A 26,858-nucleotide genomic window follows, 5' to 3' on the forward strand; every position below is an offset into this window, starting at 1 on the left:
AGGCCGATACTTGCCCCCAATCTCTGTTGGCGCTTCTGTGGATAAGATGTTCGCTTACCGCTGGGGGCCTTATAAACAGAGGCTTTCAAGATTCTGGTTAAATATTGACCAAGTCCGGGTTTTCAACTGTTATACCCCGCGCAAACCCTGAAAAATCGCGGCTTTCAGAGCTTTTCCACAGAGGCATAATAGTTGCCCCCAAAGTCTGTTGGCGCTTCTGTGGATAAGGTGTTCGCCATCCTCTGCAGGCCACGTAATCCGTGCTCTTTAGAGGATTGGTCAATAAATGATCAGCAACTATGGAAAACCCGGTTTCTGGATAAGTCACGGATTTTCTTTGGTTTGTGTGGAGAAAGTTTTGCACATTTCCACAGTTGTCCCCATTTGCTGTGGGTGGAGGTGTGGATAACTTGTTTGCGGAAGGCTGGGAGCCTTATGGGGTATAGCGCTGAACGGAATAGGTCATATTTCGTACAGATCTATAGGGAGGGGAGTATCACGAGCAAGCCCCCTTGTAGGAGCGAGCCTGCTCGCGATGGTGGTGAACGATGATGCGTAAAGTCAGATGCCCAGCGGCGCTCTTGAGTTTTTCGCGAGCAGGCTCGCTCCTACAGTAGATGGGTTTTAGCCCTGAACTGGGACGCCTTTGAGGTAAGGTGCAGGCTCGGCCCCAAGGTTGCTCAGCAAGCGCTCGCTGTACCAATCCACGAAGTTCACCACGCCGAACTCGTAAGTCTTGGAGTACGGTCCTGGCTGATACGCGGTGGAGTTGATGCCACGCTGGTTCTCTTCGGCCAGACGACGGTCCTGGTCGTTGGTGGCGTCCCAGACCTGGCGCATGCGCTCCACGTCGTAGTCCACGCCTTCAACGGCATCCTTGTGCACGATCCACTTGGTGGTGACCATGGTTTCCTGTGCGCTGATCGGCCACACGGTGAACACGATGATGTGGTCGCCCATGCAGTGGTTCCAGGAGTGTGGCAGGTGCAGGATGCGCATCGAGCCCAGGTCCGGGTTCTTGATGCGGCCCATGAGCTTGGCGCAGCCTTGTTTGCCGTCCAGGGTCATCGACACGGTGCCCTTGAGCAAAGGCATGCGCACGATGCGGTTACGCAGGCCGAAGCTGGCGTGGGCATAAGGGATCTTCTCGGCTTCCCAGGCAGCGGCAGAGGCGGCCACGTGGTCCTTGAATGCCTGGTCGGCGCGTGGGTCGGTGACGTCGTCCCATTCCAGCAGGGTTTTCAGCAGTTCCGGGTGCGACGCGTTGCAGTGGTAGCACTCGCGGTTGTTTTCCAGCACAAGCTTCCAGTTGGCTTTCTCCATCAAGGTGGTGGTGATTGCCACCTTGGTGTTTTCCATGTCGTACGGTTCCATGTAATGGCTGAGCGTCGACAGGAAGTCATCGATGGCCGGCGGGTTCTCCGCCAGGCTGATGAAGATGTAGCCACCGGCGGTCTTCACGTTCACCGGTTTGAGGCCGTACTGCTTCATGTCGAAGTCGGCGCCCATTTCGGTACCGGCGAACAGCAGGCGACCGTCGAGTTCGTAGGTCCACTGGTGGTAGTGGCAGACCAGTTTGGCGACCTTGCCCTTTTCGCTGGTGCACAGGCGCGAACCGCGGTGGCGGCAGACGTTATGGAAGGCATGCACCACGCCATCGGCACCACGGATCACGATGATCGGGTTCTTGCCCACTTGCAGGGTCAGGTAGTTGCCCTTGGTCGGGATTTCGCAGGTCATGCCGGCGATCAACCACTCTTTCTGGAAAATCTCCTGCATGTCGATATCAAACAGGCGCTCGTCAGAGTAAAACGGCTGCGGCAGCGAGAAGGTGCGCTCGCGCTCTTGCAGCATCTGTGCGGTGGCCTTGCGTGCGGGTTCCAGCGGATCGCCCAGGCTCAGGGTAGTAGTGACGTCCATCGTTTAATCCTCAAGGCCATCTGCGTGGCCGGCGAAAGTGGCTAATCAGGTGTACTGCTAAGGGTTGCTACGCAAGGTGTAAAGATTGTGTCTTGGTATGGGGCGAGTGTGGGGCCGGCGCTGGCCAGAACCTTATCCATGGGCGACATGGTGCAATCTGTTCCCGACGCGCAAGCCCCGGTCGTTGGGGGCTGGTCGCGATAAGCATGTGAATGTCGCAGATAGGTAAATGGGTGTTTCGCGCTATACGCAGAATCGCCAACATGAAGGCCGACAGTCGGCCGTGGAGATCAGCATGTCCAACAGCTTCCTGAACCCGGTAACCACCCAGACCTGGGCCAATGGTCGGCACATCGTCCGGTGTGTCAAAGTCATCCAGGAAACCTGGGATGTGCGCACCTTCTGTTTCATGGCCGACCAGCCGATCATGTTCTTCTTCAAGCCCGGGCAGTTTGTCACCCTGGAGCTGGAAATCGAAGGCCAGCCGATCATGCGGTCGTACACCATTTCCAGCTCGCCGTCGGTGCCGTACAGCTTTTCGGTAACCATCAAGCGTGTGCCGGGCGGCAAGGTGTCCAACTGGCTGCACGACACCCTGCACGAAGGCCAGGAGCTGGCGGTGCACGGGCCGGTCGGGCTGTTCAACGCCATGGACTTCACCGCGCCAAAGGTGCTTTACCTTAGCGGTGGCGTCGGCATCACGCCGGTCATGTCCATGGCGCGCTGGTTCTACGACACCAACGGCAATGTCGACATGGTGTTTATCCACAGCGCCCGTTCGCCCAAGGACATCATTTACCACCGCGAACTGGAACACATGGCGTCGCGGATCGACAACTTCAGCCTGCACCTGATCTGCGAGAAGCACGGCATGGGCGAGCCCTGGGCCGGTTATCGCGGTTACCTCAACCACCGAATGCTGGAACTGATGGCGCCGGACTTCCTTGAGCGGGAAGTGTTCTGCTGCGGCCCGACGCCGTACATGAATGCGGTCAAGCGCTTGCTGGAAGCCGCGGGCTTCGACATGAAGCGTTATCACGAGGAATCCTTCGGCGCGACGCCGCCAGAGGCGCGTGCCGACGCTGTGGAGCATGCCGAACAAGCGGCCGAAGCACCGGAAGTCGACGTGGCGGATCTGCACCAGGTGGAGTTCATCTCGTCCGGCAAGAGCATTCGCGTGGCGCCTGGCGAAACCGTGCATGCGGCGGCGGCCAAGGTCGGCTTGCTGATTCCCAAAGCCTGCGGCATGGGTATCTGCGGTACCTGCAAGGTGTTGAAACTGGGCGGGGAAGTGGAGATGGAGCACAACGGCGGAATCACCGAGGAAGACGAAGCCGAAGGGTACATCCTGTCGTGCTGCAGCGTGCCGAAGGGCGATGTGCGCATCGAGTTCTGATAAACGCTATAGAAACCTGTGGGAGCGAGCCTGCTCGCGATTGCGGTGGATCAGCCAACATTGATGTTGGATTTGATTCCGTCATCGTCGGAACGCCGCCCGGAGCCGGCTCACTCCCACAGAGTTTGTGTGAACCCCTGTTTTAGTGGGACATCACTTCCCGAATATCCCGTGCCAATTCCCGTACGCGCTCTTCTTCGGTGTCCCACGAGCACATGAAGCGGGCGCCGCCGTTGCCGATGAAGGTGTAGAAGCGCCAGCCCTTGGCGGTCAACGCGGCGATGGCCGGTTCCGACAGTTGCAGGAACACGCCGTTGGCCTGCACCGGGAACATCAATTCCACGCCAGGAATGTCGCTGACCAGTTCGGCCAGCAATTGCGCGCAGCGGTTGGCATGGTTGGCGTATTTGAGCCAGGCGTCGTTTTCCAGGATGCCGACCCACGGCGCCGACAGGAAGCGCATCTTTGAAGCAAGCTGCCCAGCCTGTTTGCAGCGGTAATCGAAGTCTTCAGCCAGCTTGTGGTTGAAGAACAGGATCGCCTCACCCACCGCCATGCCGTTTTTCGTGCCGCCAAAGCACAGCACGTCGACGCCGGCCTTCCAGGTCAGGTCCGCTGGCGTACACCCGAGGAACGCGCAAGCGTTGGAGAATCGCGCGCCGTCCATGTGCAGGTTCAGGCCCAGCTCCTTGCAGGTGGCGCTGATGGCGCGGATTTCGTCCGGGGTGTAGACGCTGCCGACTTCGGTGGCCTGGGTCAGGGTCACGACGCGGGGTTTGGGGTAGTGGATGTCCTGGCGCTTGAGGGCGATTTCGCGGATCGAATCCGGCGTCAGCTTGCCGTTTTCGGTGCGGGCGATCAGCAGTTTGGAACCATTGGAGAAGAATTCCGGTGCGCCGCATTCGTCGGTTTCGACGTGAGCTGTTTCCGAGCAGATCACGCTGTGGTAACTCTGGCACAGCGACGACAGGGCCAATGAGTTGGCGGCGGTGCCGTTGAAGGCGAAGAACACTTCACAGTCGGTTTCGAACAGTTTGCGGAAATGGTCGGACGCGCGGGCGGTCCACTCGTCGTCACCGTAAGCGCGCTGGTGGCCATGGTTGGCCTGTTCCATGGCAGCCCAGGCTTCAGGGCAGATGCCGGAATAGTTGTCGCTGGCGAATTGTTGGCTCTTATCGGTCATGGCCCTGCTTTCCGTGGTCGAGGCGCTTATGGTGAAGCGTCTCGTGGTCAATGATGGTGCGCACCTTACCGAAGATCGTCCGGGGCGCGCACGGGATGTCTCTGTCAGAACATTACAAGGATGTTGGGCAATTATGCACATGGCTACACACTTAAATCAGCGCGACCGTGCACTGGATCTGCTCAAGTGGCTGGCGCTGCTGAGCATGGTGCTCGATCACCTTCGATATGTCGGCTACTCCGCCGATTGGCTGTATGTGCCGGGACGCCTGGCCTTTCCGTGGTTTTGCCTGGCGATGGCGGCCAATCTGGCGCGCAAGCCGGCGGTGGCAACCAACGGGCAGTGGCGCTATCTGGGCTGGTTGTTGATGTTTAGCGCCGTGAGTGAAATACCCTACCGAATGTTCATTCCCAACCCCGACACGTTGAACGTGATGCCCACGCTGGCGCTAGGCCTGTTGGTGGTGCGCGGCTGGCAGGACCGGACCCTGCCGGCGCGTCTGTTGGCAGTCGGCGCCGTCGTGCTGGCGGCACTGTTTGCGCGACAGCTGATGTTCGGGTTTTTCGGCGTGATGTTGCCGCTGGCAATGCTGCTGGTGATCCAGCGACCGTGGTATTTCGCGCTGTTGCCGGGAGTGGTTTGTCTGGCGGCCAATCAATGGCAGGTGCTGTATTACTCCGTTCGATTGGGTAATCACGTGGCTCTGGCGGCTGTCGTTACTTGTCTGATTGCGCCATGGCTGGGGGTGTTCCTGTTGCGACACGCCCATGACGTAAAACCACCGCCGATGCGGCGCTGGGCGTATGCGCTGTATCCCGTGCATTTCCTCATGTTGCTGGCACTACGACAGGTCATCGCCTGACCTTGTAGGAGTGAGCCTGCTCGCGATGGCGGCGGGTCAGCCGACATCAATGTTGAATGTGAGGCCGCTATCGCGAGCAGGCTCGCTCCTACAGGGATCTGTGGAGGATCAAAGGTCATGTATGGCATGCCATTTCCCAGCATGTCGTAAACGCACCTTTGCGTGGCGCGCGTAGGCATTTGACGACTCCAAGCCGGTCATACCATCGCTATCAAAGGGCACTGCCGAAAAGCCAGTGCCTCACCGAGACGAATGGCGCACCGCCGCCGCTGGGAGAGACGCGATGTTCAGCAAGCAAGACCAGATCAAGGGTTACGACGATGCACTGCTGGCGGCGATGAATGCCGAGGAGCAACGCCAGGAAGATCACATCGAACTGATCGCGTCGGAGAACTACACCAGCAAACGTGTGATGGAAGCGCAAGGCAGCGGCCTGACCAACAAATACGCCGAAGGCTATCCGGGCAAGCGCTACTACGGTGGCTGCGAGCACGTGGACAAGGTTGAAGCGCTGGCCATCGAACGCGCCAAGCAGCTGTTCGGTGCCGACTACGCCAACGTGCAGCCGCACTCCGGTTCCTCGGCCAACAGCGCCGTTTACCTGGCTCTGCTGCAAGCCGGCGACACCATCCTGGGCATGAGCCTGGCCCATGGCGGTCACTTGACCCACGGTGCCAAGGTTTCGTCCTCCGGCAAGCTGTACAACGCCGTGCAGTACGGCATCGACACCGATACCGGCCTGATCAACTACGACGAAGTCGAGCGCCTGGCGGTCGAGCACAAGCCGAAAATGATCGTTGCCGGTTTCTCGGCCTACTCCAAGACTCTGGATTTCCCACGCTTCCGTCAGATTGCTGACAAAGTCGGTGCGCTGCTGTTCGTCGACATGGCCCACGTTGCTGGCCTGGTCGCCGCCGGCCTGTACCCGAACCCGCTGCCATACGCCGACGTGGTCACCACCACCACCCACAAGACCCTGCGCGGTCCACGTGGCGGCCTGATCCTGGCCAAGTCCAACGAAGAAATCGAGAAGAAGCTCAACGCAGCCGTATTCCCCGGTGCCCAGGGCGGCCCGCTGATGCACGTGATCGCCGGTAAGGCCGTGTGCTTCAAGGAAGCGCTGGAACCTGGCTTCAAGGCCTACCAGCAACAAGTGATCGACAACGCCCAGGCGATGGCCGGCGTATTTATCAAACGCGGCTACGATGTAGTGTCCGGCGGCACCGACAACCACCTGTTCCTGGTCAGCCTGATCCGTCAGGGCCTCACTGGCAAAGAGGCGGACGCAGCACTCGGTCGCGCCCACATCACTGTGAACAAGAACGCTGTCCCGAACGATCCACAGTCGCCGTTCGTCACCTCCGGCCTGCGCATCGGCACCCCGGCGGTCACCACTCGCGGCTTCAAGGTGACCCAGTGCGTCGAGCTGGCCGGCTGGATCTGCGACATCCTCGACAACCTCGGCGATGCCGATGTCGAGGCCAATGTCGCCCAGCAAGTATCGGCACTGTGCGCGGACTTCCCGGTTTATCGCTGAGCGCGGTTTTTGGAGTAAATGACTATGCAACGCTACTCAGGCTTCGGCCTCTTCAAACACTCGCTCAGCCACCACGAAAACTGGCAGCGCATGTGGCGCACACCGACCCCGAAAAAGGTCTACGACGTGGTCATCGTCGGCGGTGGCGGGCATGGTCTGGCGACCGCCTACTACCTGGCCAAGGAACACGGCATCACCAACGTGGCCGTGGTCGAGAAAGGCTGGCTGGGCGGCGGTAACACCGCGCGCAACACCACCATCGTGCGCTCCAACTACCTGTGGGACGAGTCGGCTCACCTGTACGAACACGCGATGAAACTGTGGGAAGGCCTGTCCCAGGACCTGAACTACAACGTGATGTTCTCCCAGCGTGGCGTCTACAACCTGTGCCACACCCTGCAGGACATTCGTGATTCCGAGCGTCGGGTCAGCGCCAACCGCCTCAACGGCGTCGACGGCGAGCTGCTCGATGCCAAACAAGTAGCCGACGAGATTCCGTACCTCGACTGCTCCAAGAACACCCGCTACCCGGTGATGGGCGCCACCGTCCAGCGTCGCGGCGGCGTGGCCCGTCACGATGCCGTGGCCTGGGGCTTTGCCCGTGCCGCCGACGCCTTGGGCGTGGACCTGATCCAGCAGACCGAAGTGATCGGTTTCCGCAAGGAAAACGGTGTGTGCATCGGCGTGGAAACCAACAAGGGCTTCATCGGCGCCAAGCGCGTCGGCGTAGTGACCGCCGGTAACTCCGGGCACATGGCCAAGCTCGCCGGTTTCCGTCTGCCGATCGAATCGCACCCGCTGCAAGCGCTGGTGTCCGAGCCGATCAAGCCGATTATCGACAGCGTGATCATGTCCAACGCCGTACACGGTTACATCAGCCAGTCCGACAAGGGCGACCTGGTGATCGGCGCCGGTATCGACGGCTACAACGGCTATGGCCAGCGTGGTTCGTACCCGGTGATCGAGCACACCGTCCAGGCCATCGTCGAGATGTTCCCGGTCTTGTCCCGCGTACGCATGAACCGTCAGTGGGGCGGCATCGTCGACACCACCCCGGATGCGTGCCCGATCATCTCGAAAACCCCGGTGCCGAACATGTTCTTCAACTGCGGTTGGGGTACCGGTGGCTTCAAGGCAACACCTGGCTCGGGCAACGTATTTGCCGCAAGCCTGGCCAAGGGCGAAATGCACCCACTGGCCGCACCTTTCTCCATCGACCGTTTCCACAACGGTGCGTTGATCGATGAACACGGCGCTGCTGCGGTTGCCCACTAACAGGAGAAATCCCCATGTTGCATATCTTCTGTCCTCACTGCGGCGAACTGCGCTCCGAAGAGGAATTCCACGCATCCGGCCAGGCGCACATCCCGCGTCCACTGGACCCTAACAGCTGCACCGACGAGGAGTGGGGCGACTACATGTTCTTCCGCGATAACCCTCGCGGCCTGCACCACGAGCTGTGGGATCACGTCGCCGGTTGCCGCCAGTACTTCAACGTCACCCGCGACACCGTGACCTACGAGATTCTCGAAACCTACAAGATCGGCACCAAGCCACAATTCACCGACAAGACCGATAGCCCGAAAGCGGCCACCACGGCTCTGGGAGAGAAGGTATGAGCCAGATCAATCGCCTGTCCAACGGCGGACGGATCGACCGCAACAAAGTCCTGACGTTCACCTTCAACGGCCAGAGCTACAAAGGCTTCGAAGGCGATTCGCTGGCCGCTGCACTTTTGGCCAACGGCGTCGACATCATCGGTCGCAGCTTCAAGTATTCCCGCCCGCGCGGCATCTACGCCGCCGGTGCCGAAGAGCCGAATGCGGTGCTGCAGATCGGCGCCACCGAAGCCACGCAGATCCCGAACGTACGCGCCACGCAACAAGCGCTGTACCAGGGCCTGGTCGCCACCAGCACCAACGGCTGGCCAAACGTGAACAACGACATGATGGGGATTCTCGGCAAGGTCGGCGGCAAGCTGATGCCGCCGGGCTTCTACTACAAAACCTTCATGTACCCGCAATCGTTCTGGATGACCTACGAGAAGTACATTCGTAAGGCCGCCGGTCTTGGCCGCTCGCCGACCGAGAACGATCCGGACACCTACGACTACATGAACCAGCACTGCGACGTGCTGATCGTCGGCGCCGGCCCTGCAGGCCTGGCCGCTGCACTGGCGGCTGCGCGCAGCGGTGCCCGGGTGATCCTGGCTGATGAGCAGGAAGAGTTCGGCGGCAGCCTGCTCGACTCCCGCGAAAGCCTCGACGGCAAGCCTGCGACCGAGTGGGTTGCCGGCGTCATCGCCGAGCTGAAGAACACCCCGGACGTGCTGCTGTTGCCGCGCGCCACGGTCAACGGCTACCACGATCACAACTTCCTGACCATTCACGAGCGCCTCACCGATCACCTCGGCGACCGCGCGCCGATTGGTCAGGTGCGTCAGCGCATCCACCGTGTTCGCGCCAAGCGTGTGGTGTTGGCGACCGGCGCTCACGAGCGTCCACTGGTCTACGGCAACAACGACGTGCCGGGCAACATGCTGGCTGGCGCTGTCTCGACTTACGTGCGCCGCTACGGCGTGGCACCGGGCAAGAAGCTGGTGCTGTCGACCAACAACGACCACGCCTACCGCGTTGCCCTGGATTGGCTCGATGCCAGCCTGCAAGTGGTGGCCATCGCCGACGCCCGCAGCAACCCGCGTGGTGCGCTGGTGGAAGAAGCGCGCGCCAAGGGCATCCGCATCCTCACCGGCAGCGCCGTGATCGAGGCCCGTGGCAGCAAACACGTGACCGCTGCCCGCGTGGCGGCGATCGATGTCAAAGGCCACAAGGTCACCAGCCCTGGCGAATGGCTCGACTGCGACATCGTCGCCAGTTCCGGCGGTTACAGCCCGGTGGTGCACCTGGCTTCGCACTTGGGCGGCAAGCCGATCTGGCGTGAAGACATCCTCGGTTTCGTACCGGGCGAAGCACCGCAGAAACGCGTGTGCGTCGGTGGCATCAACGGCGTCTACGGTCTTGGCGATTCCCTGGCCGACGGTTTTGAAGGTGGCGTGCGCGCTGCCAGCGAAGCCGGTTTCGGTGCGGTCGAAGCGACCTTGCCAAAAGCCCTGGCGCGTCTGGAAGAGCCGACCCTGGCGCTGTTCCAGGTGCCGCACGAAAAGAACACCGCACGGGCGCCGAAGCAATTCGTCGACCTGCAGAACGACGTCACCGCCGCCGCCATCGAACTGGCGACCCGTGAAGGCTTCGAATCGGTCGAGCACGTCAAGCGCTACACCGCGCTGGGCTTCGGCACCGATCAGGGCAAGCTCGGCAACGTCAACGGCCTGGCCATCGCCGCCCGTTCGCTGAACGTGACCATCCCGCAGATGGGCACCACCATGTTCCGTCCGAACTACACGCCGGTGACCTTCGGCGCGGTAGCTGGTCGTCACTGTGGGCACATCTTCGAGCCGGTACGCTACACCGCCCTGCATCAGTGGCACCTGAAAAACGGCGCCGAGTTCGAAGATGTTGGCCAGTGGAAACGTCCATGGTACTTCCCGAAATCCGGTGAAGACATGCACGCGGCAGTGAAGCGCGAATGCAAAGCCGTGCGCGACAGCGTCGGCCTGCTGGACGCTTCGACCCTGGGCAAGATCGACATCCAGGGCCCGGATGCACGTGAGTTCCTCAACCGCATCTACACCAACGCCTGGACCAAGCTCGATGTGGGCAAGGCCCGCTACGGCCTGATGTGCAAAGAAGACGGCATGGTCTTCGACGACGGCGTAACTGCTTGTCTTGCCGACAACCACTTCGTGATGACCACCACCACCGGCGGCGCTGCACGCGTGCTGCAATGGCTGGAAATCTACTCGCAGACTGAATGGCCAGAGCTGAAGGTGTACTTCACTTCCGTGACCGATCACTGGGCAACCATGACCCTGTCCGGGCCGAACAGCCGCAAGCTGCTCAGCGAAGTCACCGACGCCGACCTGAGCAGCGAAGCCTTCCCGTTCATGACCTGGAAAGAAGCCCTGGTCGGTGGCGTGCCGGCGCGGATTTTCCGGATTTCGTTTACCGGTGAGCTGTCGTACGAAGTCAACGTGCAAGCCGACTACGCCATGGGCGTGCTGGAAAAAATCGTCGACGCCGGCAAGAAGTACAACCTGACCCCGTACGGCACCGAAACCATGCACGTACTGCGGGCCGAGAAGGGCTTCATCATCGTCGGTCAAGACACTGACAGCTCGATGACCCCGGACGACCTGAACATGGGCTGGTGTGTCGGTCGCACCAAACCGTTCTCGTGGATCGGCTGGCGTGGCATGAACCGTGAAGATTGCGTGCGTGATCAGCGTAAGCAGCTGGTGGGCCTGAAGCCGATCGATCCGAACAAGTGGCTGCCGGAAGGTGCGCAACTGGTGTTCAACACCAAGCAGGCAATCCCGATGACCATGGTCGGTCACGTGACCTCCAGCTACCTGCACAACTCCCTGGGCTATTCGTTTGCCATGGGCGTGGTCAAGGGCGGCCTGAACCGCATGGGCGAACGTGTGTTCGCGCCATTGGCGGACGGCAGCGTGATCGAGGCGGAAATCGTTTCTTCGGTGTTCTTCGATCCGAAAGGCGAACGCCAGAACGTATAACACCACAGTACCTGTGGGAGCGTGGCTTGCCCGCGATGAACGATAACGCGGTGTATCAGGCAAAACGCGTCGCTCCCATCGCTGGCAAGCCAGCTCCCACAGGGAACACAGAATTCAGGAACAGGTGCTTTATGACCGCAGCCAATGTTTACCAACAACGCCCAACCAATGGGGCCAAGGCCGAGTCGTCGCTTCATCACGCCGACCTCGCCAGCCTGGTGGGCAAGGGTCGCAAGAGCGCAGGTGTGACCGTGCGCGAGAAAAAACTCCTCGGCCACCTGACTATTCGTGGCGATGGCCACGATGCCGCGTTCGCCGCGGGCGTACACAAGGCCCTGGGCATCGAATTGCCGGGCGCGCTGACTGTCATCGTCAAAGGCGAAACCAGCCTGCAATGGATGGGGCCGGATGAATGGCTGCTGATCGTGCCGACCGGTGAAGAGTTCGCCGCCGAGCAAAAACTGCGCAAGGCGCTGGGCGACCTGCACATCCAGATCGTCAACGTCAGCGGTGGCCAGCAGATCCTCGAACTGAGCGGCCCGAACGTGCGCCAGGTGCTGATGAAATCCACCAGCTATGACGTGCATCCCAACAACTTCCCGGTGGGCAAGGCGGTCGGTACGGTGTTCGCCAAGTCGCAACTGGTGATCCGCCACACCGCCGAAGACACCTGGGAACTGCTGATCCGTCGCAGCTTCTCGGATTACTGGTGGTTGTGGTTGCAGGATGCTTCTGCCGAGTTCGGCCTTAGCGTTCAGGCTTGAGATCGCCTTCGCGGGCAAGTCGGATCGCCGCCCGCTCGCTCCTACAGTGTTTTGTCGTTCGCGAATAATTTGTACGACGCGGACCTGTAGGAGCGAGGCTTGCCCGCGAACAACCGCGCAGCGGTTGCCCATAACAAAAGGAGTCACCGCACTATGAGCCGCGCCCCAGACACATGGATCCTGACCGCCGACTGCCCCAGCGTGCTCGGCACGGTGGACGCGGTGACCCGCTTTTTGTTTGAGCAGGGCTGCTACGTCACCGAACACCACTCCTTCGATGACCGCCTCTCGGGGCGTTTCTTCATTCGTGTGGAGTTTCGCCAGCCTGACGGCTTCGACGAGCAATCATTCCGCGCAGGCCTTGCCGAGCGAGGTGCAGCCTTCGGCATGATTTTCGAGCTGACCCCACCGCATCACCGCCCGAAAGTGGTGATCATGGTGTCCAAGGCCGATCATTGCCTCAACGATTTGCTCTACCGCCAGCGCATCGGCCAATTGTCGATGGACGTGGTCGCCGTGGTCTCCAACCACCCGGACCTCAAGCCGCTGGCCGACTGGCACCAGATTCCGTACTACCATTTCCCCCTGGACCCGAACGACAAGCCTTCACAGGAGCGTCAGGTCTTGCAGGTGATCGAAGAGTCCGGCGCCGAACTGGTGATCCTTGCGCGCTACATGCAGGTCCTGTCGCCGGAGCTGTGCCGCAAACTCGACGGCAGGGCGATCAACATCCACCACTCCCTGCTGCCCGGTTTCAAGGGTGCCAAACCCTATCACCAGGCCTACAACAAGGGCGTGAAACTGGTCGGTGCCACGGCGCATTACATCAACAACGACCTGGACGAAGGGCCGATCATCGCCCAAGGCGTCGAGGTGGTGGATCACAGTCATTACCCGGAAGATCTGATCGCCAAAGGGCGCGATATCGAAGGGCTGACCCTGGCCCGGGCCGTGGGTTATCACATCGAGAGAAGAGTGTTTTTGAACGCCAACAGAACCGTCGTTCTTTAAATCGCCTTCGCTGGCAAGCCAGCTCCCACAGGGTTCTGTGTCGTTCACAGATTCTGTGTACACCCGAATCACTGTGGGAGCTGGCTTGCCAGCGAAGAGGCCCTAACAGGCAACACAAGAAACAGCATCTATACCCGAGCACTTAACGCGCTGCCTGCCTGGGCAACGCGGTTCCATAAAAACAACAGCGAGGTGAAAGCATGTCTGGCAATCGTGGTGTGGTGTATCTCGGCGCTGGCAAGGTCGAAGTACAGAAAATCGACTATCCGAAAATGCAGGACCCGCGCGGCAGGAAGATCGAGCACGCTGTCATCCTGCGTGTGGTTTCCACCAATATTTGTGGTTCCGACCAGCACATGGTGCGCGGTCGTACCACTGCGCAAACCGGCCTGGTGCTGGGTCACGAGATCACCGGTGAAGTGATCGAGAAGGGCCGCGACGTCGAAAACCTGCAAATCGGTGACCTGGTGTCCGTACCGTTCAACGTGGCTTGCGGGCGCTGCCGTTCCTGCAAGGAAATGCACACCGGCGTGTGCCTGAGCGTTAACCCGGCTCGCCCGGGCGGTGCTTATGGCTATGTTGACATGGGCGACTGGACCGGCGGCCAGGCTGAATACGCGATGGTGCCGTACGCCGACTTCAACCTGCTGAAACTGCCTGATCGCGATCGCGCGATGGCAAAAATCCGTGACCTGACCTGCCTCTCCGACATCCTGCCGACCGGTTACCACGGCGCAGTGACCGCCGGTGTCGGCCCAGGCAGTACCGTCTACATTGCTGGCGCCGGCCCGGTCGGCCTGGCGGCCGCCGCATCCGCTCGCCTGCTGGGCGCAGCAGTGGTGATCGTCGGTGACGTCAACACCGTGCGCCTGGCCCACGCCAAGGCCCAGGGTTTCGAAATCGCCGACTTGTCCCTCGACACCCCGTTGCACGAGCAAATCGCTGCACTGCTGGGCGAGCCTGAAGTGGATTGCGCCATCGACGCCGTAGGCTTCGAAGCCCGCGGCCACGGCCATGACGGCGTGAAGCACGAGGCTCCTGCCACCGTGCTCAACTCGTTGATGGGCGTGGTGCGTGTTGCCGGCAAAATCGGTATCCCCGGCCTCTACGTCACCGAAGATCCGGGCGCTGTCGATGCCGCCGCGAAAATGGGCAGCCTGAGCATCCGCTTCGGCCTGGGCTGGGCAAAATCCCACAGCTTCCACACCGGCCAGACCCCGGTGATGAAATACAACCGCCAGCTGATGCAGGCGATCATGTGGGACCGCATCAACATTGCTGAAGTGGTGGGTGTGCAGGTAATCAGCCTGGATCAGGCGCCGGAAGGGTATGGCGAGTTTGATGCGGGTGTGCCGAAGAAGTTTGTGATTGATCCGCATAAGTTGTTTAGTGCGGCGTAAGAGTATTGCAGTTTCAAAAGGGCGACGTCATGTCGCCCTTTTGATATCTACGGTCTGGTCACTTGTGCCAGCATTTAACGACCCTGCCGTATCCGATCAATACTATTGTTTAAACGTGCAAGTGTTTCTCGGGTGCTAGATCCGATTTGTTCATTTGGAATTCCTTGGATGTTATCCAGTATCCGTTGACGATGAGCTATGTCAATGTCAAGTTGGCTATTTGGTCGTACCTGCTGACGCATTGGTAATTGTTCTGCGAAATACGGTGGGGGCGACTCCAAATTAGGTGTGCTGCTACTGAAACGTACCTGAGATGGCAAGCTATTGCCGAGTGGATTACTCAGGGTTGTTGTACTTTGAAAGTACGCAGTTGGTGGAGCAGCGAGTTCCTGTTGTGACACAACACTAAAATGACCGAAAGGCAATGTTTCTGAATAGGAAGGTAGCGCCCCCCGAGTTGCCTCTTCCAGTCGGGGTGTTGAGGTATCGATGGGAGTTTGAACCGCTGCATCATAGGCTCGATTCGCTCGGACTCGTCTAGGTGTCCGTCCTAGCAAATTCAACAATCCCTTGAATGGGTTTCCAAGATGACCCGTTGGGTCACTTCGATTAATCGGATCCCCTACGCAATACGTATACGCATTTAACCCACCTTCGCCGAATGGACTCCAACTATCCGGGCTGTTAAACCGCATCAACACCGGATTAAGCGTCCGATAGCCATTCCCCAGCAAATACCCCCCCGTCACGGGATCCGGTCGCTCGCCGTTGAAGCCAAGCAGGCTTAGCAAACCGGTTGTCGCAGGGCGGTGACCATACGGCGTGTAGGCGTGGGGATTGAGTCGAGTTGTGTCGAGTACATTCAACACCGAACGCTTTTGATCGGTGGCAAGCAGGGATATTTCCGCATTTGTGCTGCCCTGACGCTCTTGCTGTGCCAGCAGTTGATCGTTGTGCTGCATGATCGAGCACTGCGCTACGCCCTGAATCTCGGTGGCAAGGCGATCTCTCAGGTAGAAGCGTTGGAGTACGGATTGCGCCGACGGAGTGGAGTCGACCAGTCGGTCGAGCGGGTCGTAGCGGTAGCTGCAGAGCAAGGTCTTGAGGTTGGGCAGCATGGCCGGGCGTCCTGAATGAGCTCTTCGATTCAGGATTAACTGTGGCGCAACCAACCAAAACTGGCTACTGGCAGATCTGATAGTGTCACAGTGTTGCCAACGCTCCTTGATACAGCACGGGGCCCGTCGGCTGCCCCGTCGGTGACCCCCCCCTGGGTTCAAGGCTGACCGCCAGCGCAATTGGCTTACCTATCAGGGCTTTCTGCGCATCGTTCAGCTCGACCTTGCCTTTCCCACCCGCCGGAATCACACCGAGGGAAATCGGTTTGCCATCCGCCGGAATCGCCCACAGCTCAAGACTGCGCCCCGGATCGATGGTCGCCAATGTCAGCGGTTCGACTTGCAGGTAATTCTCATGAGCGCGAACCCTCAGCGCTGGCTGTGCGTCGGCGCTGACCAGCGTGGCGCTGTAACGGGCCTCGTCACGGTTGTAAATCACACCCAGGGTCACGGCGATGATCAGCGAGCAAACCACCACGCTCACTCGCAGCCAATTCCAGAACGGGCGTTTCTGCGGTACATGCAGCTCTTGCGGCTCGATGCGCGCCGTTATGCCCTGCCAGACCCGATCAGGCACTGGTTGTTCGGGTAGCGCATCGGTCAGGCTTACGAGGCTTTCTTGCCATTGCGCTAGTTCCACACGCAGCGCCGCGTCCTCCAGCAGCAACTGTTCGAAACGCCGCCGCGCAGTCGGGGGCATCAGGCCGATGGCGTAGTCGGCGGCGAGGGCGCGGCGCAGGGTCGGGGTTTGATAGTTCATGATTCAAGGCACCTGCGCAGGCGCTCCATGCCGCGGCGGATCCAGGATTTCACCGTTCCCAGCGGCGCCGCCAGGTGTTCGGCCAGTTCGGCGCACGACAAGCCCTGAAAATACGCGACGGTGATCGATTGGCGCTGCATGCCTTCGAGGCTGTCCAGGCAGCGGTTCAAGGCGCTGGCCTCGCGGACGCTGTTCAACTGTTCGTCGGCCGAGGGACTTTCATCCACCAGCGTTTGCTCTTCGACATCGCTCAAGGGCCGATCGCGGTGTTTGCGCAATTGATCGATGGCTTGATGGCGGGTGATGTTGATCATCCAGGTCAACGGCGCCGACAGATGCGCTTGATAGCGCGAGGCGTTGTGCCAGATGCGCACGAAGCTTTCCTGCAGCACTTCTTCGGCCAGGTCTGGACGCCCCATGAAGCGCAGGGCTACACCGTGCAGCCGTGGACCGACACTGCGGTAGAGCGTCTCGAAGGCGCGGCGGTCGCCCAATGAACACTGGGCCAGGAGCTGCCTGAGCTGATCGGTGTCGGCGGTGGGGATAGCGCTTCTCCAGGCAATCGGCGTGGGTTGCGTGTGGCCAGAGGTTAGTTCACAGCGTGCGGCTGTTCCATTCACGGGCGAACACCTCGGCAATCCCACCGCCCCCGATGCACGGGGGCGGTGGCGCGGGTCAGCTTTTTGGCATCAGCACTTTGTCGATGACCTGTATCACGCCATTGGACTGGTACACGTCATAGGTGGTGATGTCGGCGACGTCGCCTTTTTCATCCTTGATGGTGATGTTGTGCGGGCCGTTCATCATTGCCCATAGCTTGCCGCCCGCGACGGTGGTGAGCTCGGTCTTGCCGCCACCGGCCTTGATCTTCCCGGCCAGGGTGGCCATGTCGAGTTTGCCGGCGACCACGTGGTAGGTGAGGATTTTGGTCAGGGTGGCCTTGTTTTCCGGTTTAAGCAGGGTGTCGACGGTCCCGGCGGGCAGGGCGGTGAAGGCTGAATTGACCGGTGCGAAAACGGTAAACGGGCCTTTGCCCTTGAGGGTGTCGACCAGTCCAGCGGCTTTGACGGCCGCCACCAGGGTAGTGTGATCGGCGGAGTTCGCCGCGTTATCGACGATGTCCTTGCTCGGCCACATGCTTTGGCCGCCGACGATTACGCTGTCATGGCTCATGGTTGCCGCTTGCACGGTGTTCAGGGCGAAGCCGCCAAGGGCCAGGGTCAGCAGGCTGGCAAGCAACGGGGGTTTGGTCGAAGTGCGTTTCATGGTGATGATCCTTTTGTGGAGAATCGGCCAGGAATGTCTGTCCGTGCTTGATATACGGACGTGGGTCCGGACTGGATGCAGTGTCGGGAAATTATTTTCTTGTAGGAGCGAGCATGCTCGCTCCTACAGGGGGAGGGAGGGAACAATGTTGGGGGTTACCAGTCCAATGGACAGTTTCCGCTGCCCATTGCCGGGCGGTTTTCTCAGAGGATGTCTGGATGAAGTTTTCACGCGGTTTTGCACTGGCATCGCTCATGACCCTGGCGGTCAGTCCGGCCTTTGCCCAGTTCAGCCTGAGCGATGCGGCCAATGCGATTTCCGGCATGAAGGGCGGCAATGCGGAGACCGATGCCGCGCCGACTGCGGAAACGGCGGACCTGCTGGGCGCGCTCACTCAATTGAACATCACGCCACAGCAAGCCGTTGGCGGCGCCGGGGCGATGCTCGGGTTGGCGAAGAATCAGCTGAGTTCGACCGATTACTCGGAGCTGGCCAAAAGCGTGCCGGGGATCGACATTCTTTCGGGTGGAGGAGAGCTGGGGGCGCTCGCCGGGTTGCTCGGTTCGACCGGCAAGGCCGCAGGCCTGGATAACGCCCTGGGCAACGTCAAGGACACCAATGACCTGAACAACGCCTTCAGCGCCCTGGGCATGGACACCGGCATGATCGGGATGTTTACCCCGGTGATCCTGCAATACCTCGGTCAGCAGGGCGTCGGCGGTTCCCTGCTGAGCAGCCTGGGCAGCATCTGGGGCACTGGCACTGGCACTGGCACTGGCACTGGCACTAACAGTATCGGCACTGGCATCGTCACGGGTAGCTGATTCAGCGGCGCTCGGTGCGCAACGCGTCGATACGCCGATCCTTCTCGTTCCAGAGCTGGTTGACCCAGTTCTGGACTTTCTCGCGAAACCGCGGATCGTTTTCGTAGTCGCCCTGCCACAGCGCCGGGTCGAGTTCGCGGGTCTTGATGTCGATGATGACCCTCGGCACATTGCCGCTGATCAAGTCCCAGAACCCCGGAATCGCTTGCTGTGGATAGACCACGGTGACGTCGAGAATGGCATCCAGCTGTTCGCCCATCGCGGCCAATACGAAGGCCACGCCGCCCGCCTTGGGCTTGAGCAGGTGGGTGAAGGGTGATTGCTGCTGGGTGCTTTTGGCGGTGGTGTAGCGAGTGCCTTCCAGATAGTTAACCACGGTCACGGGCTGGCGCCTGAACAGTTCGCAGGCCTGTTTGGTGATCTCCAGATCCTTGCCGGCCAGTTCCGGGTTCTTCGCCAGAAATGCCTTGGTGTAGCGCTTCATGAACGGGTAATCCAGTGCCCACCACGCCAGGCCCAGGAACGGCACCCAGATCAGCTCTTTCTTGAGGAAGAACTTGAAGAACGGCGTGCGCCGGTTCAGCGTCTGGATCAGCGCCGGGATATCGACCCAGGATTGATGGTTGCTGATCACCAGATACGAGGTGTCGGTGCGCAGATCGTCACCGCCACGAATGTCCCACTGGGTGGGGATGCACAAGCGGAAGATCAGCTTGTCGATCTCGGCCCAAGTCTCGGCGATCCACATCACCGCCCATGAGGCGTAATCGCGAAAGCGACCGGGCAGGATCAGTTTGAGCAGGGCAAACACCATCAACGGCCCGAACAGGACCAGGGTATTGAGCGACAGCAGCAGGGTGACGAAACAGCCGGTGAGCAGGCGGCGCATAAGCAACTCTTGAAAGCGTGTGGGCGCGCCATGATAAGCAGCTTAGGGCGACAGGCCAAATCGGGGGTGACGAATGTTTCACCTCTGCATTGTTAACCTTGTGGGAACGATCAGCTCGACAACGGTCTAAAATTGCGCTGCCCACCCTTCAAGGACTCCCAGTACGTGAAATCCCTTCTTGCACTGCTTTCACTCATTGCCCTGCCGGTCATGGCCGCCGAGCCAACCCTGTACGGTCGCTACGAATACATCGCGCTGCCGGAAATCGGCGGCGAAGTGCTCAAGGCCAAGATGGACACCGGGGCCCTGACCGCATCGCTGTCGGCCAAGGACATCGAGACCTTCACTCGTAATGGTGAAGACTGGGTGCGTTTCCGCCTGGCAACCAAGGATGCGAGCAACAAGGTTTACGAGCACAAGGTGGCGCGGATCAGCAAGATCAAGACCCGCTCGGAAGAGGATGAGGATGACAGCGAAGTGATCGCGCCCACCAAGCGGCCGGTGGTCGATCTGGAGTTGTGCCTGGGCAATGTAAAACGCACGGTCGAGGTCAACCTCACTGATCGCAGTAGCTTTAATTATCCGCTGTTGATTGGTGCCAAGGCGCTGCGTGAGTTTGGGGCTGCGGTGAATCCGGCTCGGCGCTTTACGGCGGATAAACCGGATTGTTGATAGATGAGATGGCCGGCTGTTGTCGGTCAACGGTTTTATTGTTAATTGGCTTTTATCCCTGTAATTCTCTACGCTGCCTACGGACTAATTTAGGTGTTTATATAAATTTCGTCTTATTTTTTCTTGCGCGTGTTGCAATTTATTGGTCAGTCTCGATGGTCCCGCCGTTTCGCTTAACCAAATGTAGTTGCTTAGCAGTTCATCGATAGGTGCATTATTCGCGGTGGCATTGGAAACGTCTAAGAAATCTTCATATTGGCGCTTGGCTAGTGGAAACGGTTTAGTGTCGGCGCGTACGGAAGTATCAATGTTGCGAGTTCTGGTAGTTGGTTTGGGCGGTAGTCTGGAGTTACCTGCATTGGAAAATAAATCTAAATTAATATCGTCGGATTTTAAGTCGTTGGGTGTTAGTTCGTTAATGGTCTTGGGAGAGTTGAGTGGAGGTGGTGCAGGTACGCTGCCGTGACTGGCTGCTGTTGTTGATACGTTAGTGGTCTTGTGAGAATTAAGGGGAGATGGCGCATGTGCGCTGCTGTGTCGGGTTGTTGATGCTGCTTTTTTCGCTACTTTGGTTGGGGACTTCCTCATTAAGCGCAGTGCTCTCAGAAATGATTTTATAAGTTTTGGTGTATGCCCCGTCGGATCGGTTGAGTTTACAGGGTCCCCCCAACAGTAGGCATACGCATTCAACCCACCCTCCCCAAACGGGCTCCAACTATCCGGGCTGTTAAACCGCATCAACACCGGATTGAACTGCCGATACCCTTTCCCCAAATGATAATGCCCGGTCAGCGGGTCCGGCAGTTCGCCATTAAACCCGAGCAGGCTGAGCAAACCGTTTCCCCGTGGACGGTGGCCATAGGGCGTGTAGGCAATGGGATTGGGCTGATTAGCATCGAGGGCGTTCAACACTGACTGCTGTTGATCGGTTGCCAGCAGTATCGTTTTGCGTGATTGAGTAGACATCGGCTGATCTCCGAGTATGGTCCATAAAGCTGGACTTTAAGCATCGGTCCTTTTTCAGCCATTGCCTACTATCAGAACTGCTAGGAGATCAAGACTCGCTCGGAAGAGGGCGAGGATGACAGCGAAGTGATCGCGCCCACCAAACGGCCGGTGGTCGATCTGGAGTTGTGCTTGGGCACGGTCAAGGTCAACCTCACCGAGCGCAGCCCGATTGCTAATGACTGACTCACCGTTATGTGGGCCTATCGTGAGTCTCTGATTCTGTTCGCAGTATCAACAAAGTCTTTTGCGTTGAAGTCTCCGGCGACACGGCTGGGGCCCTCAATGCGCAGGGATGAGACGTGGGAAATCACTCGTGCCAATTCATTTTTATGGGCGAGCAGGTCAGCCTTTAGATTTCTTATTTCCGTTTCATTCAGGTGTTTAAGGTACGGGTTTTTTGGATTGAGTAAACCGGTATTGGTGGTAACTACATCCAAGGTGTCTCGAAGATGTTTATCAGCGTTGTTGAGATACTTGATGCCTGTTGCTATATCTGAAGGGTTTTCTGTAATGAAGTAAGTAGGTTTTTTATTGTTGGATAGAGTCCGAGCAATGAGTGCGTCAGGGGGTGTGCTTTTATGGTTTGCGAGCATTCTTATTTTTTCTGCTCCGCCAAAGTGTTGTTCTGTGGTCATTACGATGTCTGTAAATCGCTCACTTTTCGGTCCCTTCATGAATTTATAGAGGTTCACGAATATTTCGTCAAAAAAGCTAGCGGGTACTAAGGTGTGACCCGTTGGGTCTTTCCAGTTTATGGGGTTTCCCGTGCAGTACGCATAAGCATTTAAACCACCCCTGCCAAACGGGCTCCAACTATCCGGACTGTTAAACCGCATCAACACCGGATTGAACTGCCGATACCCTTTCCCTAAATGATAATGCCCGGTCAGCGGGTCCGGCAGTTCGCCATTAAACCCGAGCAGGCTGAGCAAACCGTTTTCCATTGGGCGGTGGCCATAGGGTGTGTAGGCAATCGGGTGGTGCTGATTCGCGTCGAGGGCGTTCAACACCGACTGCTGTTGATCGGTTGCCAGCAGTATCGTTTTGCGTGATTGAGTAGGCACCGGCTGAGCTCCGAATATGGTCCTTAAAGCTGAACTTTAAGCATCGGTCCTTTTTCAGCCATTGCCTACTATCAGATCTGCTAGGTCCTACAGACCCCGCCGCGATTTAACTCAGTCGGATTGACGTCGATTCAGCCTTGAGTCACCGTTCGCCCACTCCACCACCAGGCTCGGACGCCATGCCTCATATCCTGATTGTCGAAGACGAAGCGGCGATTGCCGACACCTTGATTTTCGCCTTGCAGGGCGAAGGCTTTACCACTGCCTGGCTGACCCTTGGCGCGGCCGCGCTGGAGTATCAGCGTCAGACCCCGGCAGACCTGATCATCCTCGACATCGGCCTGCCCGACATCAGCGGCTTCGAAACCTGCAAGCAATTGCGGCGGTTCAGCGAAGTACCGGTGATGTTTCTCAGCGCCCGCGATGGCGAGATCGACCGCGTAGTTGGCCTGGAAATCGGCGCCGACGATTACGTGGTCAAGCCGTTCAGCCCCCGTGAAGTGGCGGCTCGGGTTCGGGCGATTCTCAAGCGCATGGCACCCCGCGCAGTAGAGGAGCCGTCAGCACTGTTTCGCCTCGACAGCGAGCGTGTGCAGATCAGCTATCGCGGTCAGTTGCTGACCCTCACCCGCCACGAATTCCGTTTGCTGCAATGCCTGCTGGAACAACCCGAGCGCGTGTTCAGCCGCGAGCAATTGCTCGATGCGCTGGGTGTCGCCGCCGACGCCGGTTATGAGCGCAGCATCGACAGCCACATCAAGAGCGTGCGCGCCAAATTACGCCAGGTGAAGGCCGATTCCGAGCCGATCCAGACCCATCGTGGCCTGGGCTACAGCTATAACCCGAGGCAAGGCTGATGCCTTTGGGGATCCGGATTTTTCTGGTGTACGCGCTGTTTATCGGCTTGACCGGTTACTTCGTACTCAACACCGTGATGGAAGAAATCCGCCCGGGTGTGCGCCAGTCCACCGAAGAAACCCTGGTCGACACCGCCAACCTGATGGCCGAGATCCTGCGCGATGACTTCAAGGCCGGCACCCTTAACCAGAACCGCTGGCCCGAATTGCTCAAGGCCTACGGCGAGCGGCAACCGAAGGCGAACATCTGGGGCCTGTCGAAGAATCAGGTCAACCATCGCATCTACGTCACCGACGCCAAAGGCCGGGTGGTGCTCGACTCCAGCGGCGTGGCGGTTGGCCAGGATTACTCGCGCTGGAACGACGTTTACCTGACCCTGCGCGGTGAATACGGCGCCCGCTCCAGCCGTAGCGATCCAGATGATGCGAGCTCGTCGGTGATGCACGTCGGTGCCCCGATTCGCGATAACGGGCAGATCATCGGTGTGGTCACCGTGGCCAAACCCAACAGCTCGTTGCAGCCTTACGTGGATCGCACGGAGCGACGATTGCTCGCCTATGGTGCCGCGCTGATCGGCCTCGGCCTGTTGTTCGGCGCATTGTTGTCCTGGTGGCTGAGCCGGGCGCTGCGACGGTTGACCGCTTATGCCCAGGCCGTGAGCGAGGGCCGGCGGGTCGAGGTGCCGCATTATCGCGGCGGCGAACTGGAGCAACTGGCGACGGCGGTGGAACAGATGCGCACGCAGCTCGAAGGCAAGGCCTATGTCGAGCGCTATGTGCATACGCTGACCCATGAGCTGAAAAGTCCGCTGGCGGCGATTCGTGGCGCGGCGGAGCTGCTGCAAGGTGAGATGCCGTCGGCTCAACGGCAGCGCTTTGTCAGCAACATCGACAACGAAAGTGCGCGGATGCAGCAGTTGATCGAGCGCTTGTTGAATCTGGCGCAGGTTGAACAGCGTCAGGGGCTTGAGGAGCGCGTAGATGTGTCCTTGGCTGCTTTGGTGAATGAGTTGCTAGTCGCTCAAGCGGCGCGTATCGAAGGCAAAGAACTGCGCGTGGAGCAAACCATTCCACGGGACCTGACGTTGACTGGTGAGCCGTTTCTATTGCGGCAGGCGCTGGGAAATCTGTTGGAGAACGCACTGGATTTCACCCCGGCAGAGGGCGTGTTGCGATTCAGTGCAAAGCAGATTGGCGAGCAGATCGAGTTCACACTCTTTAACCAGGCCGAGGCGATTCCCGACTATGCATTGCCACGACTGTGCGAGCGTTTCTACTCGCTGCCGCGACCGGACAGCGGGCGCAAAAGCACCGGGTTGGGGCTGAATTTTGTCGAGGAAGTGGTCAAGTTGCATGGTGGGAAAATGAGCATTGGCAATGTCGAAGGTGGGGTGGAAGTCAGTCTCCACATATTCTCCATATTCCCCTCATAAAGCCCCCACACAGCCAACCCAGACTCTCCCCATCCAAACAGGGAGAGTCCCATGAACCGCAGCCTGACCCTAAAACTCGGGGCAATCGCCCTGCTGATTCTGTTGTTGCTGATCCCGCTGTTGATGATCAGCGGTGTGATCGAGGACCGCCAGCAACTGCGCGACGGTGTGCTCGAAGATATCGCCCGCAGCTCCAGTTACAGCCAGCAACTGAGTGGGCCGTTGATGGTGGTGCCCTATCGCAAAGTGGTGCGCACCTGGAAGACCCACGAAAAAACCAATGAGCGTTATCAGGAAATCGGTGAAGAGCGCGGCCGTTTGTACTTTCTGCCGGAGCGCTTCGAACTCGATGGCCAGGTGCAGACCGAACTGCGCTCGCGCGGCATTTATCAGGCGCGTCTGTTCCATGCCGACAACCGCATCAGTGGCCATTTTTCACTGCCGGCACAACTGGGCATCAAGGAAGACTTCGCCGATTATCAATTCGACCAGCCATTTCTTGCGGTCGGCATCAGCGACATTCGCGGCATCGAGAATGCCTTGAAACTCGAACTGAATGGCCAGAAGCTGGACTTCGTTCCGGGCAGTCAGGTCGGCTGGCTGGGCGAGGGCGTCCACGTGACGTTGCCGGCGCTGGACGCCACGCAAGCCACCGAACTGGCGTTCGGCTTCGACCTGAAGCTGCAAGGCACCGGCCAGCTGCAGATCCTGCCGGTAGGCAAGACCAGCAAAGTCTCGCTGGCTGCCAACTGGCCGCATCCCAGCTTCATCGGCAACTACCTGCCGGCACAGCGCGACATCACCGATCAGGGCTTCTCCGCCCATTGGCAGACGTCGTTTTTCTCCACCAACCTGCAAGAGATCCTGGGCAGCTGCGTGTCCCGTGGCGGTTGTGAAGCGTTTTCCAGCCGCAGCTTCGGCGTGAGCTTCATCGATCCGGTGGACCAGTATCTGAAAAGCGACCGGGCGATCAAATATGCGCTGTTGTTCATCGTCCTGACGTTCGCCGGTTTCTTCTTGTTTGAAGTATTGAAAAGCCTGGCGGTGCACCCGGTGCAGTACGCGTTGGTGGGGGTGGCCTTGGCGTTTTTCTACCTGCTGCTGTTGTCGCTGTCCGAACACATCGGCTTTGCCCTGGCGTATCTGCTGTCGGCCAGTGGTTGTGTGTTGTTGATCGGGTTCTATGTCTGCCATGTGCTGCGCAGTGTGCGTCATGGCTTGAGTTTTTCGGCGGGGTTGGCGGCCTTGTATGGGCTGCTTTATGGATTGTTGAGTGCCGAGGATTATGCGCTGTTGATGGGGTCGTTGTTGTTGTTTGGACTGTTGGGTGTGTTTATGGTGCTGACGCGCAAGCTGGATTGGTATGGGGTTGGGCAGAGGGCGGGGAAGTCAATGGCGTTTGATGCTGGAGTGGTGGAATGAGCCGGTCGTTGGGGTTGCGGGAGGATCAGCGGGAAGGGCAAGTGTTGGCGGAACGGATTGCCTTTTTGTTTTCTTTAGAGCGAGCCTTGCCCGCGAGACGACGGTCAACTCACCTCAACCGTCGCCGCACTGAAAGCCTGGCTGGCCACCTGAGCGTGTAGCCAGGTGGCCATTCCAGTCGTGATAACCTAGAGCAAGTCAGAATCCGCCGGACCTGTACAAGAATCGATTAGGGTCCGGCTCGTTAGAAAACTCCTCCATGCGTTGATCAATCTGCCTTTGAAGTTTCCTTTGTGATGCTTTTTCAGGATCTCGGACCTCATAGTTTTTAATCCGCCCGTGCTTGCTCATGATTGGCAGGTGATCCAAAGATTCGTTTGAAATAGATTGTGCCTTTTGCAGATTTTTACTGGATGAATTTGGCTCAAATAAATGGAGATCACTTCTAACGTCTAAGAGATTGTCATTAGATTTTAATTGCTCCACGGTGTTATGTGGCGCCGAGAAGGAGAAACTAGGTCTTTTACCTGGGGTCGAAATGTCGTCGCTGCTGGCTAATACTACTGATACTGAGTTTTTGGTTTTAGGCTTCGTCGGCGCCTTTTTAAAGAACGATCTCAAGAATTTTACTATCTCCCCACGATGTCCAGACGGATCTCTCCTATTCCTCGGGTCCCCCCCACAATACCCATAAGCATTCAACCCACCCTCCCCAAACGGACTCCAACTATCCGGACGATTAAACCGCATCAACACTGGATTGAACTGCCGATACCCATTGCCCAAGTGATAACACCCAGTCAGCGGGTCCGGTAGTTCGCCGTTAAACCCGAGCAGGC

At 58.9% G+C, this 26,858-nt stretch carries 24 protein-coding genes and 1 pseudogene; 15 read left to right on the forward strand and 10 right to left on the reverse strand.

What is annotated here, in order from left to right; genetic code table 11:
• Positions 1–624 precede the first annotated feature (624 nt).
• Positions 625–1,920 (reverse strand): glycine-betaine demethylase subunit GbcA, encoded by a 1,296-nt coding sequence (gbcA, locus tag PMI35_RS22985; protein WP_008057111.1) that lies wholly within the window; start codon positions 1,918–1,920, stop codon positions 625–627.
• A gap of 295 nt (positions 1,921–2,215) precedes the next feature.
• On the opposite strand from gbcA, the gene gbcB reads away from it, so the two are divergent.
• On the forward strand, positions 2,216–3,316 hold the full coding sequence (gbcB, locus tag PMI35_RS22980) for a glycine-betaine demethylase subunit GbcB (RefSeq protein WP_008057113.1): 1,101 nt from the start codon (positions 2,216–2,218) through the stop codon (positions 3,314–3,316).
• A gap of 142 nt (positions 3,317–3,458) precedes the next feature.
• Here gbcB and PMI35_RS22975 read toward each other — a convergent pair whose 3' ends face one another.
• On the reverse strand, positions 3,459–4,499 hold the full coding sequence (locus tag PMI35_RS22975; protein WP_008057114.1) for a threonine aldolase family protein: 1,041 nt from the start codon (positions 4,497–4,499) through the stop codon (positions 3,459–3,461).
• A 133-nt stretch (positions 4,500–4,632) separates the two neighbouring features.
• Between PMI35_RS22975 and PMI35_RS22970 the strand changes: the two genes are divergently transcribed.
• The 8 genes from PMI35_RS22970 (at position 4,633) to fdhA (ending at position 14,706) form a co-directional block, all read left to right on the forward strand.
• Positions 4,633–5,361: a TraX family protein gene (locus tag PMI35_RS22970; protein ID WP_008057115.1), complete on the forward strand. Its 729-nt coding sequence runs from the start codon at positions 4,633–4,635 to the stop codon at positions 5,359–5,361.
• A gap of 283 nt (positions 5,362–5,644) precedes the next feature.
• Positions 5,645–6,898, forward strand: a complete 1,254-nt coding sequence (gene glyA / locus PMI35_RS22965) for a serine hydroxymethyltransferase (protein ID WP_008057116.1) — start codon at positions 5,645–5,647, stop codon at positions 6,896–6,898.
• A gap of 24 nt (positions 6,899–6,922) precedes the next feature.
• On the forward strand, positions 6,923–8,173 hold the full coding sequence (locus PMI35_RS22960) for a sarcosine oxidase subunit beta (RefSeq protein ID WP_008057117.1): 1,251 nt from the start codon (positions 6,923–6,925) through the stop codon (positions 8,171–8,173).
• Between the two features lie 14 nt (positions 8,174–8,187).
• Positions 8,188–8,517, forward strand: coding sequence for a sarcosine oxidase subunit delta (locus tag PMI35_RS22955; protein WP_008057118.1), 330 nt, complete (start codon positions 8,188–8,190; stop codon positions 8,515–8,517).
• Complete coding sequence (locus PMI35_RS22950; RefSeq protein ID WP_008057120.1) at positions 8,514–11,531, forward strand: sarcosine oxidase subunit alpha; 3,018 nt, start codon at positions 8,514–8,516, stop codon at positions 11,529–11,531. The genes PMI35_RS22955 and PMI35_RS22950 overlap by 4 nt, the downstream gene beginning before the upstream one ends.
• Before the next feature lie 131 nt (positions 11,532–11,662).
• The gene (locus PMI35_RS22945; RefSeq protein WP_008057122.1) at positions 11,663–12,295 is read left to right on the forward strand and encodes a sarcosine oxidase subunit gamma; all 633 of its coding nucleotides are present in this window, start codon (positions 11,663–11,665) and stop codon (positions 12,293–12,295) included.
• A gap of 153 nt (positions 12,296–12,448) precedes the next feature.
• Positions 12,449–13,306 (forward strand): formyltetrahydrofolate deformylase, encoded by an 858-nt coding sequence (gene purU, locus PMI35_RS22940; protein ID WP_008057128.1) that lies wholly within the window; start codon positions 12,449–12,451, stop codon positions 13,304–13,306.
• A gap of 200 nt (positions 13,307–13,506) precedes the next feature.
• Complete coding sequence (fdhA, locus tag PMI35_RS22935; RefSeq protein WP_008057129.1) at positions 13,507–14,706, forward strand: formaldehyde dehydrogenase, glutathione-independent; 1,200 nt, start codon at positions 13,507–13,509, stop codon at positions 14,704–14,706.
• A gap of 74 nt (positions 14,707–14,780) precedes the next feature.
• Here fdhA and PMI35_RS33740 read toward each other — a convergent pair whose 3' ends face one another.
• The 4 genes from PMI35_RS33740 to PMI35_RS22920 all read right to left on the reverse strand — a co-directional run bounded on the left by PMI35_RS33740 (position 14,781) and on the right by PMI35_RS22920 (position 17,850).
• Positions 14,781–15,824, reverse strand: coding sequence for an RHS repeat-associated core domain-containing protein (locus PMI35_RS33740; RefSeq protein ID WP_008057130.1), 1,044 nt, complete (start codon positions 15,822–15,824; stop codon positions 14,781–14,783).
• Between the two features lie 85 nt (positions 15,825–15,909).
• Positions 15,910–16,584: an anti-sigma factor gene (locus PMI35_RS22930; protein ID WP_008057131.1), complete on the reverse strand. Its 675-nt coding sequence runs from the start codon at positions 16,582–16,584 to the stop codon at positions 15,910–15,912.
• Positions 16,581–17,204: a sigma-70 family RNA polymerase sigma factor gene (locus PMI35_RS22925; RefSeq protein ID WP_008057132.1), complete on the reverse strand. Its 624-nt coding sequence runs from the start codon at positions 17,202–17,204 to the stop codon at positions 16,581–16,583. The genes PMI35_RS22930 and PMI35_RS22925 overlap by 4 nt, the downstream gene beginning before the upstream one ends.
• 55 nt (positions 17,205–17,259) lie before the next feature.
• Complete coding sequence (locus PMI35_RS22920; protein ID WP_008057133.1) at positions 17,260–17,850, reverse strand: fasciclin domain-containing protein; 591 nt, start codon at positions 17,848–17,850, stop codon at positions 17,260–17,262.
• A 218-nt stretch (positions 17,851–18,068) separates the two neighbouring features.
• Here PMI35_RS22920 and PMI35_RS22915 point away from each other — a divergent pair, with 218 nt between their 5' ends.
• Positions 18,069–18,674: a DUF2780 domain-containing protein gene (locus PMI35_RS22915; protein ID WP_008057134.1), complete on the forward strand. Its 606-nt coding sequence runs from the start codon at positions 18,069–18,071 to the stop codon at positions 18,672–18,674.
• Between the two features lies 1 nt (position 18,675).
• Here PMI35_RS22915 and PMI35_RS22910 read toward each other — a convergent pair whose 3' ends face one another.
• A complete protein-coding gene (locus PMI35_RS22910; RefSeq protein WP_008057136.1) occupies positions 18,676–19,563 on the reverse strand; it encodes an acyltransferase in 888 nt (295 codons plus the stop codon).
• A 165-nt stretch (positions 19,564–19,728) separates the two neighbouring features.
• On the opposite strand from PMI35_RS22910, the gene rloA2 reads away from it, so the two are divergent.
• Positions 19,729–20,235: a retropepsin-like aspartic peptidase RloA2 gene (gene rloA2, locus PMI35_RS22905; RefSeq protein WP_008057137.1), complete on the forward strand. Its 507-nt coding sequence runs from the start codon at positions 19,729–19,731 to the stop codon at positions 20,233–20,235.
• A gap of 84 nt (positions 20,236–20,319) precedes the next feature.
• On the opposite strand, the gene PMI35_RS35220 is transcribed toward rloA2, so the two are convergent.
• On the reverse strand, positions 20,320–21,201 hold the full coding sequence (locus PMI35_RS35220; RefSeq protein ID WP_008057138.1) for an RHS repeat-associated core domain-containing protein: 882 nt from the start codon (positions 21,199–21,201) through the stop codon (positions 20,320–20,322).
• A gap of 84 nt (positions 21,202–21,285) precedes the next feature.
• On the opposite strand from PMI35_RS35220, the pseudogene PMI35_RS35830 reads away from it, so the two are divergent.
• Positions 21,286–21,408 (forward strand): annotated as a pseudogene (locus tag PMI35_RS35830) (ATP-dependent zinc protease); the annotation flags it as partial.
• Between the two features lie 35 nt (positions 21,409–21,443).
• Here PMI35_RS35830 and PMI35_RS35225 read toward each other — a convergent pair.
• Positions 21,444–22,307 carry an RHS repeat-associated core domain-containing protein gene (locus PMI35_RS35225; protein ID WP_008057139.1) on the reverse strand — a complete coding sequence of 288 codons (864 nt, stop codon included), beginning with the start codon at positions 22,305–22,307 and terminating at the stop codon, positions 21,444–21,446.
• A 179-nt stretch (positions 22,308–22,486) separates the two neighbouring features.
• On the opposite strand from PMI35_RS35225, the gene creB reads away from it, so the two are divergent.
• From creB to creD, 3 genes are read left to right on the forward strand one after another with little or no spacing between them, the layout of a single operon-like run.
• Entirely contained in the window at positions 22,487–23,164 is a 678-nt protein-coding gene (gene creB, locus PMI35_RS22900; RefSeq protein ID WP_008057140.1) for a two-component system response regulator CreB, read from the forward strand.
• Positions 23,164–24,597: a two-component system sensor histidine kinase CreC gene (gene creC, locus PMI35_RS22895; protein WP_008057141.1), complete on the forward strand. Its 1,434-nt coding sequence runs from the start codon at positions 23,164–23,166 to the stop codon at positions 24,595–24,597. The genes creB and creC overlap by 1 nt, the downstream gene beginning before the upstream one ends.
• Before the next feature lie 51 nt (positions 24,598–24,648).
• Positions 24,649–26,019 (forward strand): cell envelope integrity protein CreD, encoded by a 1,371-nt coding sequence (gene creD / locus PMI35_RS22890; RefSeq protein ID WP_008057142.1) that lies wholly within the window; start codon positions 24,649–24,651, stop codon positions 26,017–26,019.
• A 198-nt stretch (positions 26,020–26,217) separates the two neighbouring features.
• Here creD and PMI35_RS35230 read toward each other — a convergent pair.
• On the reverse strand, positions 26,218–26,858 hold a 641-nt coding region (locus tag PMI35_RS35230), incomplete at its 5' end, for an RHS repeat-associated core domain-containing protein (RefSeq protein ID WP_238543153.1).

The organism is Pseudomonas sp. GM78 (genome assembly GCF_000282475.1).
Classification (GTDB): Bacteria; Pseudomonadota; Gammaproteobacteria; order Pseudomonadales; family Pseudomonadaceae; genus Aquipseudomonas.

Coding starts and splice junctions, on each gene's coding strand:
- gbcA (WP_008057111.1), bottom strand. CDS start 1,920: ATGGACGTCACTACTACCCTGAGCCTGGGCGATCCGCTGGAACCCGCA.
- gbcB (WP_008057113.1), top strand. CDS start 2,216: ATGTCCAACAGCTTCCTGAACCCGGTAACCACCCAGACCTGGGCCAAT.
- PMI35_RS22975 (WP_008057114.1), bottom strand. CDS start 4,499: ATGACCGATAAGAGCCAACAATTCGCCAGCGACAACTATTCCGGCATC.
- PMI35_RS22970 (WP_008057115.1), top strand. CDS start 4,633: ATGCACATGGCTACACACTTAAATCAGCGCGACCGTGCACTGGATCTG.
- glyA (WP_008057116.1), top strand. CDS start 5,645: ATGTTCAGCAAGCAAGACCAGATCAAGGGTTACGACGATGCACTGCTG.
- PMI35_RS22960 (WP_008057117.1), top strand. CDS start 6,923: ATGCAACGCTACTCAGGCTTCGGCCTCTTCAAACACTCGCTCAGCCAC.
- PMI35_RS22955 (WP_008057118.1), top strand. CDS start 8,188: ATGTTGCATATCTTCTGTCCTCACTGCGGCGAACTGCGCTCCGAAGAG.
- PMI35_RS22950 (WP_008057120.1), top strand. CDS start 8,514: ATGAGCCAGATCAATCGCCTGTCCAACGGCGGACGGATCGACCGCAAC.
- PMI35_RS22945 (WP_008057122.1), top strand. CDS start 11,663: ATGACCGCAGCCAATGTTTACCAACAACGCCCAACCAATGGGGCCAAG.
- purU (WP_008057128.1), top strand. CDS start 12,449: ATGAGCCGCGCCCCAGACACATGGATCCTGACCGCCGACTGCCCCAGC.
- fdhA (WP_008057129.1), top strand. CDS start 13,507: ATGTCTGGCAATCGTGGTGTGGTGTATCTCGGCGCTGGCAAGGTCGAA.
- PMI35_RS33740 (WP_008057130.1), bottom strand. CDS start 15,824: ATGCTGCCCAACCTCAAGACCTTGCTCTGCAGCTACCGCTACGACCCG.
- PMI35_RS22930 (WP_008057131.1), bottom strand. CDS start 16,584: ATGAACTATCAAACCCCGACCCTGCGCCGCGCCCTCGCCGCCGACTAC.
- PMI35_RS22920 (WP_008057133.1), bottom strand. CDS start 17,850: ATGAAACGCACTTCGACCAAACCCCCGTTGCTTGCCAGCCTGCTGACC.
- PMI35_RS22915 (WP_008057134.1), top strand. CDS start 18,069: ATGAAGTTTTCACGCGGTTTTGCACTGGCATCGCTCATGACCCTGGCG.
- PMI35_RS22910 (WP_008057136.1), bottom strand. CDS start 19,563: ATGCGCCGCCTGCTCACCGGCTGTTTCGTCACCCTGCTGCTGTCGCTC.
- PMI35_RS35220 (WP_008057138.1), bottom strand. CDS start 21,201: ATGTCTACTCAATCACGCAAAACGATACTGCTGGCAACCGATCAACAG.
- creB (WP_008057140.1), top strand. CDS start 22,487: ATGCCTCATATCCTGATTGTCGAAGACGAAGCGGCGATTGCCGACACC.
- creC (WP_008057141.1), top strand. CDS start 23,164: ATGCCTTTGGGGATCCGGATTTTTCTGGTGTACGCGCTGTTTATCGGC.
- creD (WP_008057142.1), top strand. CDS start 24,649: ATGAACCGCAGCCTGACCCTAAAACTCGGGGCAATCGCCCTGCTGATT.